Origin of the sequence: Escherichia sp. WS3063 (genome assembly GCF_046486595.1) — a bacterium.
Lineage (GTDB): Bacteria > Pseudomonadota > Gammaproteobacteria > Enterobacterales > Enterobacteriaceae > Escherichia > Escherichia coli.
In genome coordinates this window covers 17,246-30,952 of the sequence record NZ_JBJQKY010000039.1, presented here as the reverse complement: position 1 = coordinate 30,952, position 13,707 = coordinate 17,246, and the positions used below count along the sequence as shown (strand labels likewise).

Below are 13,707 nucleotides of genomic sequence, written 5' to 3'. Positions count from 1 at the left end.
TTACAATAGCGTCAGGCCTCACCATTACAACGGTGGGTTGACGCCGGAAGAATCAGAGAACAGATACCGTTTTTACTGTAAAACCGTGGCCAATATTACTTGACCACTACAATGAGAGCATAAGTACACCTGCCGTCATTTCTGGTACGGCAACGCCCCCCGGTGTATAAGCTGTCCCGTTAATGATGATGTCACAGGCGGGTTTCAGGGGGGCGAGGTCGCTTTCGCGCAGTACCGGAGATGTGTTCATCTCCCCGGCATACTCATCTTCCACACACAGCGGTAGCGGCGGGTTTTCGATAAGTTGGGTTTGCCACTGACCATTTTCGTCCCGTTGCAGCCGGAAGCCCGTTTTCATGGCGATAACGCGGTGACGTTCGCTATGTTTATCATCCATCGCATATTCTATCGCTGAAAACGGCGTCAGGTTACGAAATTCCATATTGCACCCCGATCCCGTCTGTACCTGTCGCAAAACATAATTCTACAGATGGCACAGTATCCCCCTGATACAGGTAAAAACTTATTTCACGGAAACCGGCATAGCAAACTGGATGACACAATACCGGGCAAAACGATAAGTATGGTTACTATATGAAACGGAATACTCCCGTTTCGTATTATTTTTTTTGACTGATATCAACGGGACGAATTAACTGACAGGATATTTACTGGAAAGTGTCTGCATATTGCTCAATATATTTTTAATGGAAATGTATTCTCCATTAATATTTATGGTGTGATTGTGTTTCCCTGTGTGTCAGCTTCCGCTAAACCCCTTGCTGCAAATTACCGATCATTGTATTGTTGCGCCGCGCCTGCAAAATCAGGCGTCGGGATTGGAACCCTGATAAGTGTTACAGGCGACATATAGCGCATTTTGCGTCTTTTTTATGTCGTGCGTCTGGCTGCATCTCAATGGTGGGCTGGACGGGGGCGTCGCAAGACGCGCCGGTTTCCTGTAACACCGGTAGTTCCAACCCCGTTCAGTTCACCACCAATGAGATTGGAACCTCTGGTGGTGGAATTACCACCCGTTACAGGAGGCTATCCTATGGTTATCATCCTTTCCCCTGACTGCGACTTACTTTCCATCCCCTTCAGTGCCACCACGGATTTCACCGATCTGGCCGACTACTGCGATCGCTTCGCTGAAACCCTGATCGAATGCCACGATCCGGCGCTGAAAATGGCGCTTTATGGCAGGATCAACGCCAGCCTTGCGCTGCTGCGTCCCTCGTTGGGCGAGCCGATCCCGCTGCACCTGATCGACCGTTTCATTGTGGACACGCTTCCCGACGTTTCACCGCGCTTTGAACCCGGCGCAGGGCTGCTCTGTGACTACTGTCTGGCGCTGACGCAGGTATTAAGCGGGCGGTCGCTGCTGCCGGAAACCGAAACCACACTGACCGGGTTGCTGTGCGAACTGGTCTGGTATTTTGCCGCCGACCTTAAAGCGCCGCAGTGGCTGCGCACCGCTGATGGCTTACAGGTTATTGACGGGGGGACGGTATGATGCAACCGGACTGGCATCCCGCCGATATCATGGCAGCACTGCGAAAACGTGGTACGTCGCTGGCAGCGGTTTCCCGCAAAGCGGGACTGGCGTCCGCCACACTGGCAAACGCGCTGAGCCGCTCCTGGCCGCGTGGCGAAAAACTCATTGCGGATGCGCTGGAAACATCACCGGAAATTATCTGGCCGTCCAGATATTTCGATGATCAGGGCAACCGTATTGTAAGGCTCATGCGAAAGCAGTGCTCCTGATGACAGAAGTGTCAGAAACACGATTACAGTAAAATCAGGCTCTCCCGGCTCTCTGCCTGCTTCTGCTGGCGGAGAGCCGGGAGAAGACAAGCGAAGCGCGGCAGGATGCCATCCCGCTGTTGATAACAGTCACAACCGGAGTCGTTTTTATGCACATGTTTAATCCACCCCATCCGGGTGACGTCCTTCGCGATTATCTGGACGGCGTGAGCATCACGCAGGCCGCTTCCCGGCTTCAGGTATCGCGCTCGCGGTTATCCCGTATCCTCAATGGACATGCACCAGTGACGGCTGATATGGCGCTACGTCTGGCGGCGCTGCTGAATACCCGCGCTGAACTGTGGACGGGGATGCAGTCTGAGTATGGCCTCTGGCAGGCGTCACAAAAACCACGACCCGTTATCCGGTCATTGCGGGGTTAACTCAGCATTTTACATTCACAAATACACGATAAAATCAGGGGGAAAACCAATATCCAGAAAAATGAGTTTCCCCTTTCTGCGCCAGAAATAACGGTGTAATCTCCCTCCTGCATTGTCGCCTTCGGGCACCCTTTGGCTTCATGGTCTGCAAGAAGCCCCTGATTTATCAGGATGACCAGCCCTTACTACCGGTACGACCTCCGCAATACCGGAACGCGAAAGCGTTTGAGGCTAAGAGTACATACACCCGAACGGCTTCATCGTCATTGCTTAACGGCAACAGTCTTCACCGGCTGAACGGCTTTTCTTTGCCGGAATTTCCCGACTGCCCCATACCCAGCTGAAAACAGCGCCCTTTACATGACGGGCTGCGGCCTGCATTGCCGTCAGGCTTTGCTGCCGCGTGACCGTCATTCTGCACCAGAAACGCAACGTTTACCCCCTGCACCAGATGAGGCGTCACTTTGGTCGCGCCAGCGAAAAAGCAAAGTGACGCCGTACAACATACCGCCGCAAGCCGCGCCAGTTCTGGCCTGCGTCCTGTTTCCGCCGTCTGACATGCCCTTTGGGGCGCTGTCAGTCCAGAGTAAAGGAGAAAAAGATCGATACCGAGGGGGGCACGACGCCCCGGAGATACCCCTGCTTCGTCAGGCAGTCTGTACCGCGTACAGCCTGAAACTCCCTAAACCTCAACAATCAGCCACTCCGGCGTGAAGGTATCGTTCTGGCGCAGCCAAAAAGCACACGCCGGAGACTGTTTGTTTTTTGTTGCAGGGGGTAGTTATGAGCAAATTAAGCAGTGAAATGAAGGCGCTGGCGAAAAAAGCAGGCGGTAGTTTCAGAACGGTGGACTACCGTATCCATGCCACGAAGCGGTTCAGTCAGCATTTACGCGAACTGAATATTCAGATCCAGCGGGTGGAGCAGATCAAAGTTCGCCATATCGAATGCTATATTCAGGAGCGGCTGGAGCAGGATATTGGCCTGCGCACGCTGCAAAACGAAATGGCGGCGCTGCGGGCCGTGCTGAGGCTGGCGGGACGCCGGCAGGTGGTGGAGCATCCGCGCCTGACCAATAAGGCGCTGGGGCTGTCAGGTGCTTCGCGCAACGGCACGCGTCGCGCCATCACGCCGGAACATTATGAAAAAGTGATGGAGAACGCCCGCGCACAGGATGCGGGGCTGGCGGCAGCGGTGGAGATCGCGCGACTGATGGGATTACGCTCGCAGGAGGCGGTACAGAGTTCACAGTCGCTGAAAACGTGGCTGAAAGCCATTTCCCGCGGCGAAACCCGGCTGAAAGTGGTGTTTGGCACCAAAGGCGGGCGTCCGCGTTACACGACGCTCCTGGACGCTGGCGCAGTCAGGAAGGCGGTGGAAAACGCATTACCGATCGCCAGACAGCGCAATGGCAGGCTGATCGACAAGCCAGACCTTAAAACGGCGCTGGAGAGCTGGCACAAACAGGCCATTAAGGCGGGGCTGAAAGGGGAATTTTCCCCGCACTCGCTGCGTTATGCGTGGGCGCAGGACGCGATCCGCCATTATCTGGCGCAGGGATTCAGCGAAAAGGAATCGCTGGCGCTGACGGCGACGGATCTGGGTCATGGCGACGGTCGCGGCCGCTGGGTGAAACAGGTGTACGGCTACCGCTGGAAGGAGGAATAACGGCTTTCATGAATGGCGCAAAATAGTACGTTACTGCGTAACGACAGCGATTTATCGTACCCTCTGTACCGGATCTGGCGCAGGGGGCGAGCGGGTTTGTATTGTGAAAATATCGTTACAGCATGACGAATAAATATCAATAGCTCAGATTTTCCTGCTGAACCAATGTAGCTCGCCGGAATATTATAGTGATTACCCGGTAATCACTCGAAACGATCCCGATTAATAGCTGGTGTTTCAATCGTTTTACCGATATTACAGGTACAGGGTCGGGAAATTTTAAAATGTAAACTCACCGAGGCATCACATTAATTCTGGCGCAGGATTATATCTGAATAATTCTCTCTGTGTTTTCCTGCATCCTGTGACATATATTGCATGGTCACAGAATGTCTCATGATTTTATAAAAAATGCTGCGACGGTTTTTGACATCATAACCTGCTGCATATAGATTAATAATTTTCGGTGCTTCATGTTATTTTTTTGCGCTCTGTGATCGTTATCTGGTGGTGAAAATACAATCTGGTGCAGACTGTCATGGTGCATTTCTGAATAAACTGGTTGCGCCAGAAAGGGAAAGGGCCATAAAGGTTAAGGGGCGATAAGGGTAACAGCGCCTGACCGGAAAGGGCCGAAAACCAAAGAGCCAGAAACTGGCGCAGTCCTGAATGTGTGAAGTGGCGAGACGCTGGCGCAGATAACCGATCTTCCGGGGCTGGTGCAGATTATTTCGTCTCTGTATATCTGGTGCAGTTATAATATGTATCAGGGAAGGCTGTCCGGTATTTTATGACGCCTCTTTTAGAGTATATTAATTGGTATTTCCGTGAAAATATCGCTTATTGATAGTTTTTCATCTTCCGTGATTAACGCGTTAATCACGGAAGACTGTTACCTATCAAAAAAAGATATATTGATAGGTAACGGTCAAATTTTATTTGGGGCCAAATAATTGTAGATACTTTCCGATTGGTAATAAAAAAGAACAACGGCAATACCTCTCAATACAAAAAAGCAGATCCCGGCCAATCAGGATCTGCTTTTCCATTTTAATGATTTCAGCTATTTATGACTCAGGCTGCCTTATGCTGCCGCGCATAAATATACGGCGCGACATACCCCTCGCGGCACACATCCAGATAATCCGACCACCACTGCATCATGGCCTTTCTGGCCTCCAGATGCTCCGCTTTATGCACATAGGCCGCCCGCACGCTGTTACGCTCCTAGTGGCTCATTTGCCGTTCCACCGTATCGCGTGACCAGAGATCCGACTCTACCAGGGCGCTACAGGCCATTGCGCGAAGTCCATGTCCGCACACATCGGTTTTCGTATCATACCCCATCAGGCGCAGCGCCCGGTTGGTTGTGTTTTCGCTCATTGGCTTGTACGGGTTATGGTCGCCGGGGAATACCAGATCCAGATGGCCGGAAAGCTCCTGTATCTGTTTCAGAATGGCAATCGCCTGGCGGGAGAGTGGCACGATATGCGGACTACGCATTTTTGCGCCACGCCCCGAAAACCGTACTTTGTCGATGGCCTCGCGGGTGGCGGGGATGGTCCAGATTTTGTGCCTGAAATCAATCTCGCTCCAGCGGGCGAAACGCAGTTCGCTGGAACGGATGAACAGGTGCAGTGTCAGCACCACCGCCAGCCGGGTTAACTCCCGGCCCTGCCGGTAATCGCCAATACGATCGAGCAATTCAGGCAACCGCTCCAGCGGTAAAGCGGGATAGTGATTCTTGACGGGAGAGGCGACTACACCATCCAGATGCTGCGCCGGGTTGCTTTCGGTCAGTCCCTGCTGAACGGCATAGCGCATGATGTTGCTGAGTTGCTGCCGGGTTCGGGACGCGACTTCCAGAAAGCCCTTATCCTCAATAACCCGCAGCAAAGCCGTGAAATCCTGCGTTTTAAGCGCAGCAACGGGCAGATGACCAATCGCCGGGAAGATATGGTTTTCCATACTGGCGAGAATACGGGCGGCATAATCAGCCGACCATTTTTTGTTGGTTTTGTGCCAGGCCAGCGCCACCGCCTTAAAGCACTTTTCAGGGGAGCAGGCGGATTTCTCTGCCATACGCTGTTGCGCCGGGTTGATATTCTGCGCCAGTAGCTTGCGGATACCGTCGCGCTGTTGCCTGGCTTCTGCCAGTGAGACAAGCGGATATGCGCCAAGACTGACTCTGGATTCTTTTCCGTTGAAACGATATTTGAGATACCAGATGCGTGAACCACCCGGATTGACGAGCAGATACAGACCCTGAGAGTCGGAGAGTTTTACCGGACGGGAAGAAGACTTTAACTTGCGGATTTTAGAATCGTTTAAAGACATTTGGGGGTCACTCCAGAATCGAACCAAACTGACCCCAGATCTGACCACCAAATTATCCCGATGCGGAGAGAAAATTAGATACGCACCGGGAAGGATTTTCACGCTAACTTACTGAATCGTAAACAAATAGAGACGCATAGATAAGCATGAAAACTTGAATTTGGCTCCTCTGACTGGACTCGAACCAGTGACATACGGATTAACAGTCCGCCGTTCTACCGACTGAACTACAGAGGAATCGTGAGAACGAGGCGAATATTAGCGACGCTCATCCACAATGTCAAAGCCTGTTTTTTAAATTTGAAATCGTTTGCTGAAATAATCTGCACTTTGTCGTTTATTCCGACACAACTGGCTTTTTTTCACACTTTTGCGGCTCAGGTCGAGGATATTTCCACAGCCAACGTCCAGTAACCATTCGCCAGTAAAACAGCACGGCCCGCACAGCCCAGTCGGCAAACATTCCCATCCAGACACCAACTACACCCCAGCCAAGCATGATTCCCAGCACATAACCGACTACAACCCGGCAACCCCACATGCTCAACATAGAAACCCACATGGCGTAACGTGCATCGCGAGCACCCTTAAATCCAGCGGGTAGCACCCATGAGGCAGACCAAATAGGCATAAATAAAGCATTTAGCCAAATCAGAATCACAACGACATGTTTAACCTGTGGATCCTGGGTGTAAAACGATGCCATAACCCCGGCAAAGGGAGCCGTTAGCCAGGCGATGGCCGTTAATCCAAGAGTGGACAGCCAGAACACATGCCGCAACTGAATCTCTGCTTGCGCTATCTGCCCTACCCCCAACCTTCGGCCTGTAATGATCGTAGAAGCAGAGCCGAGCGCACTTCCGGGTAAGTTGATAAGAGCCGCAATTGAAAACGCGATAAAATTTCCGGCAATAACACTGGTCCCCATCCCGGCAACGAACATTTGGGTTAATAACCGACCACTGGTAAATAACACTGATTCGACACTCGCTGGAATACCAATCCCCATGACTTCCCAGATAATGCTAAAATTCAGCGGGTTAAAATAGCTCTTTAACGAAATTCTTAGCGCAGGATTAAAACCAATCGCCAGCACCCACAAAATTGCAACTGCGCCAATATAACGAGAAATGGTTAAACCCAACCCAGCCCCGACAAATCCCAGTCCCGGCCAGGAGAAAAGGCCGTAAATCAATATGCCGCTAATAATAATATTAAGAATATTCAGGCTACCGTTAATCAGTAGCGGTATTTTCGTATTCCCTGCACCACGAAGTGCCCCGCTACCAATCAAAGTGATGGCAGCTGCTGGATAACTGAGTACCGTCAGCTCCAGATAAGTCAACGCCAGTGCTTTAACTTCTGTCGTGGCATCACCCGCGACGAAATCAATAATTTGTTCGCCAAAATGATGAATAAGCGTTGCCAACAGTACGGCAAACAACGTCATGATCACCAATGACTGCCGCGTCGCCACCCTCGCTCGTCGTCGATCCCGCTTACCGAGACAAAATGCCACAACGACAGTAGTACCAAGATCGATAGCAGCAAAAAAAGCCATAATGACCATATTGAAGCTGTCCGCCAATCCCACGCCGGCCATCGCATCTTTTCCCAGCCAGCTGACCAGAAAAGTGCTCAGGACCCCCATCAACAGGACACAGGCATTCTCCATGAAGATAGGAACAGCAAGCGGGGTTATCTCGCGCCAGAACAACACTTTGTAGCTCTTGCGTTTAGCGTGCCAGCGAGTGCCGTGAACAACCTGGCGTAAAGCAGAGGAGATATTCAAAGCCGACCTTAATTGCAGAAAGTGAAACCACATTTCAAATAATGAGGGAGAATCAGCAAAGCTGCAAAGATTTTCGCCAACAAATTGTCTGCAAATGCAACAAACTGTTGATAGAAACGGCAAACGGTTGGGAAATTTAAAAATCGGGTTTGACAAAAGATTTTTCGCCGTTAAGATGTGCCTCAACAGCAATTCCTCTGTAGTTCAGTCGGTAGAACGGCGGACTGTTAATCCGTATGTCACTGGTTCGAGTCCAGTCAGAGGAGCCAAATTCAAAAAAGCCTGCTTTCAAGCAGGCTTTTTGCTTTCTAATTACCAACGCTCTTAAAACATCTGTCTTGAACCAGAACTAATTTGCACAGGCATTCCCGATCGACGTTGCAACGCAGCATTTGCGCGATTTACATCAACTTCTTGCCCGTTGATAAACGCCCGCAAAGATGGGGTTACCGGCAATGGTACTTTTCGGTCAGACTCATATTCTGCACGATTGCGCGACAGCGGCTCATGAACTTCCAGCCACTTTGAACCATCCGGTTCCGTTGTGTATTTCACTGGCTGATCAATAATTTGTACACGAGTGCCTACAGGAACATTATCAAACAGATATTTGATATCGTCATTGCGCAGACGAATACAGCCCTGACTTACCCGGAGCCCAATACCAAAATTGGCATTGGTACCGTGGATGGCATATAGCCTGCCAATATAAATCGCATACAGCCCCATGGGATTATCAGGCCCCGCAGGAACAAATGCGGGCAAACTCTCCCCTCGTTTCGCATATTCGCGCCGAGTGTTCGGCGTTGGCGTCCAGGTTGGAGCTTCTTGTTTACGTTCAACGGTAGTCACCCAGTTACGCGGGGTTTCTCGCCCAGCCTGGCCGATACCAATAGGAAAGACTTCCACAGTATTACTGTCTGGTGGGTAGTAATAAAGACGCATCTCAGCGACGTTAACCACAATCCCTTTACGAACAGTGGCGGGCAAAATCAGTTGCTGCGGAATGGTGAGTTGCGAACCTGACTTCGGCAAGAAAACATCAGCGCCCGGATTCGCTTCCAGCATGTTACTTAACCCTTGCCCGTATTGTGCGGCAAAAGTCTCCAGCGGCTGGGTATTGTGATCAGGAACAGTTACAGTAAACGACTGCCCCACTAAACGGCTACCCTCTGGAGGTAATGGATAAGTTACCGCCAGGCTAGTATGGCTGGCAAAAAGCAGAGCAAATGAGCAAAGAATATTTACACGACGCATCATGTCCCTTTCCTATGTCGCGAAAGCTATCCATTAAGTATAGCTTTTATCAGACTTTTCGTTTTTAACTGTTCAAATCAGAAGTCGTATTCCCCGGTAGAACAATATTACTGGCAGCAAGTTCGCCCATGTTGTTGTATATCGCACAAGCAGCTTCGATGATGGGCATCGCCAGAGCTGCGCCACTCCCCTCACCTAAACGCATCTCCATATTGAGATAAGGCTCCAGCCCCAAATGCGACAGCGCTATACGCGCCCCTTTTTCTGCCGACAGGTGAGAAGGAATGAGATACGGTTTGATTGCAGGAGACATCTGGCAGGCTGCGAGCGCAGCAGCATAAGAAAGAAATCCATCCAGCAACACGGGTAAACCGCAGGAAGCAGCGCCTAACATCACGCCAGCCATTCCGACCAAATCAAATCCACCCACTTTTGCCAGAACATTAACGCCATCCTGCGGATTTGGCTGATTCAACGTAATCGCCCGGCGCACAACATCAATTTTATTAGCCAGTTTATCTGTCGGCAGGTTTGCGCCAATCCCAACCACTTCTTCAGGATCCCGGCCAGTGATTGTGCTGACTATTGCTGCTGCCGGTGTCGTGTTTGCCATCCCCAGTTCACCTACACCAAACAGCGTGACACCGTTTTTTGCCAGCTCCCGCGTATAACATATGACGTCCAAAAGCAACTTTTCAGCCTGACGGCGACTCATTGCCGGAGCTGAAGCAATATTGCCGCTACCTCGTGCGACACGCATGTTGATAAGCCCGGGGATAGGCTCAGCAGTATCAATACCAACATCAATTACGTGGACGTTAGCGCCCGCTTGTGCTGCCAGCACACACACGCCGGTTGTTCCGCGGGTCATATTTTCAGCCTGAATGGCTGTGACTTCTTTTGGGGAAATAGCGACCCCTTCCTCCCAGACGCCGTGATCGGCACACATAACCAGTACCGCTTTTTTGCCCACATGCGGTATGCCATTCAACCCCGGCATTCCCGCCAGTTGTACGCCAAGCGCCTCCAGCCTTCCCAGGCTACCAACAGGTTTGAGTAACCCGTCAATATGCCGTTGTGCACGCGACATAGCGGCAGGATCGATGGCAGGGATCGTATTCAGTAAATTGGCAAGTGTTTGCATGTCACGTCTCTTTATAGCAGTGCCAGCAGGAAGACCAGTTCACCAAGCTCTATGGCTGCTCCCAGCGTATCGCCGGTTTGCCCGCCCAGCGTACGTTTGAGAAGCTGACCGAGGATGAAAATCGCCACCATCGTCACCACCATAGCAGCCACACCATGCATACCCGGCAATAATACGGCAGCAAAAATAGCGGCTAAGCCGAGTGTGACGCAGGTTTGTCGCCCATCAATTTTGCCAATGAACACATTGCCAAGCCCTTCTTCCCGCGCATAACGATGACGATACATCAATAATGCGGCAGTCCCGCGGCTGACCGCACATGCTGCCGCCAGCGATGCAAGGATCGGTTCGCCACGCAGAGCCAACTCGCTTAACACCAGAATCTTTGCCAGTACCACAAAAATCAATGCCAGACCGCCGTGGGTGCCTAAACGGCTATCACGCATGATTTCCAACATGCGATCGCGGCTACGTGCAGAAAATACGCCATCACAGGTATCAGCGAGGCCGTCCAGGTGGAATCCCCCGGTCATCAGCGCCAGCATAAGTACGCTAAACAGTGCCGCCAGTGGTACGTCACACCATGCCTGCAGCACCATGAAGACCAGCCCGCTAATCGCGCCAAGCAATAATCCAATCAAAGGAAAAGTAATAATACCGCGAGAATAATGCTCGAAATCCAGTCCCTGGGACCAGCGACGCGGTACAGGCAGACGCGTAATAAATGAGAGCATCGCCCAAAATAATTTACTCATTTGATTTTTACTCCAATACACGAAACCACCAGCCATACTTCATTTGCCGCAGCGGCCAACTGCTGGTTTACCCGCCCGGCAATATCACGAAAATGTCGTGCCAGACGACTCTCCGGCACAATCCCCATTCCCACTTCGTTAGTCACTAATACAACCTTTGCGGGGCAACGTTGGCAGGCAGCAATCAACGACTGAATCTCAGCATTAATCGCCTGTTCCATCGCCTGATAATCCCATTCATCAGGGTCTTTATCGCCGCCATAATCAAACAACAGATTAGTCACCATTGTGGTAACGCATTCCAGCAACACAGCCTCATTCGGGTTAATGTCTGCATGAATTAATTCATCAAGATGTTGCCAGCGCTCCACTGTGCGCCAGTGCGCCGGGCGGCCTTTCCGATGATGTTCTATCCGTGCAGCCATCTCATCATCAAGGATTTGCGAGGTGGCGATATACAGAACCTGTGAAGAGTCCCCAATAAGCGCTTCTGCGTGGCGACTCTTCCCGCTCCGTGCTCCACCTGTCACCAAAATCATCATACCGACTCCTGATTCAATTGTATGATGGTATTCATTGAACAGAACAATGGATCCCCCACCGTTGCTGACCGCAAAACATTTACGCGATTAATACTGCGCGTAATATAATTAAAAATCCAGCATTCTCAATCCATTACGAAAGAAGATGGCATTGCGGAATAGCCAGACTTCCTCGTGTTAACGTCCGACAAAATGCGTCATTGACAGCGGTTTCTCTGGCATGACAGATTTCATTCAGATAATGGATTAATGCTACAGCCCCACCAGCCGGACCAGTCAGCAAACGGGCATTGTGTTCTGTAATCAAAATTACCGTCGTTCCCTCAGAATGAGCGAGCCATTCTGGTACGGATATCTCGCTTTCAGCTGCTATCAATAGCAGCACTGAATAATCGCTATACGCATCTGATAACGATTGCACAGGCCCACCGTCAAAAGGCTGGAAATCTTGCTGCCAGTCCTCACCAACCAAACAGGTTATTGGCAATATTTCCGCCAGATGTTTCGCCAGATCCACATCTCCAGATAAGAGGCAAAAAAGAGCTATCGATTCGGGTTTTATCGTTTTCATGCCCCTCGCCCTCCACTTAATTTCCTGTAATGGCGGTCTGGTTGATAAGCCATGAAACAAGATTGCCACACCTTAAGTGCAGCCCTGGTGCCTGTCGGCACTGCGATGAAAGAACTAAATGATGCCGCCATACCCTGATCCTTTCAGGGTGGTAGGGGTATAAAGACGCGCCTGTACTCTACCGGACGCTTCCGGGCAACCCACTTCCCACCGAAGTTGTTGGTATTGACTGACTGGCTGGTCTTCTGGCTTAGCGTCATCCTCTCCCGACCTTCCCAATCTCGCGATCAGTGGCATTTTCGGGTTTGTCAGCATTACAGCAGCGGGGGCTGCGAGGGATTTTCACCCTCTTCCCAGGCACAAATGTGCCACACCTGTCAGCGTATGTTATGAGCTGATTTCACTTTTCCCATAACAGGGAAATAACGTTAATTATTCATTCCAGAGTTTATTTAAACCGTCCTCTTTTTTTGGGGCATTTACTCTATACCGTTTCCATCGCCGCATTATCACTCACTTGCTGTCGATACACCTGCGGCGTAACCTGATAAGTCTGACGGAAAACTTTGCAAAAATAACTTGTTTGCGAAAAACCTAAATTACGCGCAATGCTGGCGATGCTCCAGTCACTATGGCACAGTAACTCACGAGCGCTGGCCATCCGTTGTTGGTTTACCCACGCATTAAACCCGATTCCATGGTATTTCTTAAATAACTTACTGAAATAATAAGGGCTTAGATAAACGTGCGAGGCGACATCTTCCAGACGCAAATCGTCTGATAAATGCGCATCAATATAACGTAAAGCTTTTTTCATTTTATTGTCGTGGGGACCAGGCGCACGAGTCTGGCGCAACGAATCTGACTGAGATTTGTTCTCTTTAATAACCACAAAATTGAGTTGTTTTTTTAGGCAATTTTCTACAATCAACTTCAACAAATCCGCAGAGGCCATAACTCTTGAGTAATCCATCTCAGGGACTTTGCGAAATTCATTAAGTAATTCGGGATCTGCCTGCCAGCAATCATCGACATTCAGAATATCGACCAAATCGACATCATCATTACGCAGACGAACTTGCCCGCACAATACAAAACCAACTAAATGTCCGGCGATTACCAGTGGAATAGAGAAATCGGTTAATCCGGCATGACAGCGATAAATACAAGGCTGATCGGATTTAGAGGCTTCCAGCCCCCCACAACGATCGCTCATGCGACATCGAGTGCTCATCTGAGGGTGTTGCCGCATCATCTGACAAAATGGAGTGAAGTTAAACAGCTCGGAAATTTCATCGCCGTGAATATTGACCACGACAACCGCAAGGCTGGTCGCCTGCGCAAAATCCTGCGCGATTTTATTAATGAGTTCTGAATTAAGTGTCGCCGCAGAAATCATGATAAAACCTCCCAGTTAATTTATTGTTATAGCAAAACAATTGTTTTACATTT

At 50.4% G+C, this 13,707-nt stretch carries 14 protein-coding genes, 2 tRNA genes, 1 pseudogene and 1 riboswitch; of the genes and pseudogenes, 6 read left to right on the top strand and 11 right to left on the bottom strand.

Features of this window, described 5'->3' with window-relative positions; translation table 11 throughout:
* Positions 1-106: 106 nt before the first annotated feature.
* Entirely contained in the window at positions 107-442 is a 336-nt protein-coding gene (locus ACJHYW_RS23695; protein WP_061092891.1) for a DUF2169 domain-containing protein, read from the bottom strand.
* 362 nt (positions 443-804) lie between these two features.
* Here ACJHYW_RS23695 and ACJHYW_RS23690 point away from each other — a divergent pair, with 362 nt between their 5' ends.
* The 4 genes from ACJHYW_RS23690 (at position 805) to ACJHYW_RS23675 (ending at position 2,189) form a co-directional block, all read left to right on the top strand.
* Positions 805-1,077 carry an ash family protein gene (locus ACJHYW_RS23690; protein WP_371834554.1) on the top strand — a complete coding sequence of 91 codons (273 nt, stop codon included), beginning with the start codon at positions 805-807 and terminating at the stop codon, positions 1,075-1,077.
* Positions 1,055-1,516 (top strand): hypothetical protein, encoded by a 462-nt coding sequence (locus ACJHYW_RS23685; RefSeq protein WP_061092890.1) that lies wholly within the window; start codon positions 1,055-1,057, stop codon positions 1,514-1,516. Before ACJHYW_RS23690 ends, ACJHYW_RS23685 begins: the two co-directional genes overlap by 23 nt.
* The gene (locus tag ACJHYW_RS23680) at positions 1,513-1,767 is read left to right on the top strand and encodes a helix-turn-helix domain-containing protein (RefSeq protein ID WP_061092889.1); all 255 of its coding nucleotides are present in this window, start codon (positions 1,513-1,515) and stop codon (positions 1,765-1,767) included. The genes ACJHYW_RS23685 and ACJHYW_RS23680 overlap by 4 nt, the downstream gene beginning before the upstream one ends.
* Positions 1,768-1,889: 122 nt before the next feature.
* Positions 1,890-2,189 (top strand): HigA family addiction module antitoxin, encoded by a 300-nt coding sequence (locus ACJHYW_RS23675; RefSeq protein WP_231365609.1) that lies wholly within the window; start codon positions 1,890-1,892, stop codon positions 2,187-2,189.
* Between the two features lie 286 nt (positions 2,190-2,475).
* Here ACJHYW_RS23675 and ACJHYW_RS23670 read toward each other — a convergent pair whose 3' ends face one another.
* Positions 2,476-2,652, bottom strand: coding sequence for a hypothetical protein (locus ACJHYW_RS23670; protein ID WP_165352203.1), 177 nt, complete (start codon positions 2,650-2,652; stop codon positions 2,476-2,478).
* 320 nt (positions 2,653-2,972) lie between these two features.
* Between ACJHYW_RS23670 and ACJHYW_RS23665 the strand changes: the two genes are divergently transcribed.
* Complete coding sequence (locus ACJHYW_RS23665; RefSeq protein ID WP_061092887.1) at positions 2,973-3,857, top strand: integrase domain-containing protein; 885 nt, start codon at positions 2,973-2,975, stop codon at positions 3,855-3,857.
* A 1,074-nt stretch (positions 3,858-4,931) separates the two neighbouring features.
* Here the strand turns inward: ACJHYW_RS23665 and ACJHYW_RS23660 are convergent.
* The 3 genes and pseudogenes from ACJHYW_RS23660 to yeeO all read right to left on the bottom strand — a co-directional run bounded on the left by ACJHYW_RS23660 (position 4,932) and on the right by yeeO (position 8,019).
* Positions 4,932-6,194 (bottom strand): annotated as a pseudogene (locus ACJHYW_RS23660) (tyrosine-type recombinase/integrase).
* 161 nt (positions 6,195-6,355) lie between these two features.
* Positions 6,356-6,431: transfer RNA gene (locus ACJHYW_RS23655), tRNA-Asn, on the bottom strand.
* Positions 6,432-6,531: 100 nt separating this feature from the next.
* On the bottom strand, positions 6,532-8,019 hold the full coding sequence (gene yeeO / locus ACJHYW_RS23650; RefSeq protein WP_077249125.1) for a toxic metabolite efflux MATE transporter YeeO: 1,488 nt from the start codon (positions 8,017-8,019) through the stop codon (positions 6,532-6,534).
* Between the two features lie 160 nt (positions 8,020-8,179).
* Here yeeO and ACJHYW_RS23645 point away from each other — a divergent pair.
* Positions 8,180-8,255, top strand: a tRNA-Asn gene (locus tag ACJHYW_RS23645).
* Positions 8,256-8,310: 55 nt separating this feature from the next.
* On the opposite strand, the gene ldtA is transcribed toward ACJHYW_RS23645, so the two are convergent.
* The 6 genes from ldtA to pocR all read right to left on the bottom strand — a co-directional run bounded on the left by ldtA (position 8,311) and on the right by pocR (position 13,654).
* Positions 8,311-9,246: a L,D-transpeptidase gene (ldtA, locus tag ACJHYW_RS23640; protein ID WP_001544679.1), complete on the bottom strand. Its 936-nt coding sequence runs from the start codon at positions 9,244-9,246 to the stop codon at positions 8,311-8,313.
* Between the two features lie 61 nt (positions 9,247-9,307).
* The gene (gene cobT, locus ACJHYW_RS23635) at positions 9,308-10,387 is read right to left on the bottom strand and encodes a nicotinate-nucleotide--dimethylbenzimidazole phosphoribosyltransferase (protein WP_061092885.1); all 1,080 of its coding nucleotides are present in this window, start codon (positions 10,385-10,387) and stop codon (positions 9,308-9,310) included.
* 11 nt (positions 10,388-10,398) lie between these two features.
* Positions 10,399-11,142, bottom strand: a complete 744-nt coding sequence (gene cobS, locus ACJHYW_RS23630; RefSeq protein WP_061092884.1) for an adenosylcobinamide-GDP ribazoletransferase — start codon at positions 11,140-11,142, stop codon at positions 10,399-10,401.
* On the bottom strand, positions 11,139-11,684 hold the full coding sequence (cobU, locus tag ACJHYW_RS23625; protein WP_061092883.1) for a bifunctional adenosylcobinamide kinase/adenosylcobinamide-phosphate guanylyltransferase: 546 nt from the start codon (positions 11,682-11,684) through the stop codon (positions 11,139-11,141). Before cobU ends, cobS begins: the two co-directional genes overlap by 4 nt.
* Positions 11,685-11,817: 133 nt before the next feature.
* Complete coding sequence (locus ACJHYW_RS23620) at positions 11,818-12,255, bottom strand: hypothetical protein (protein ID WP_061092882.1); 438 nt, start codon at positions 12,253-12,255, stop codon at positions 11,818-11,820.
* Positions 12,256-12,472: 217 nt separating this feature from the next.
* Positions 12,473-12,648, bottom strand: a riboswitch (cobalamin riboswitch).
* 91 nt (positions 12,649-12,739) lie between these two features.
* Positions 12,740-13,654: a transcriptional regulator PocR gene (pocR, locus tag ACJHYW_RS23615; RefSeq protein ID WP_061092881.1), complete on the bottom strand. Its 915-nt coding sequence runs from the start codon at positions 13,652-13,654 to the stop codon at positions 12,740-12,742.
* Between the last annotated feature and the right edge of the window lie 53 nt (positions 13,655-13,707).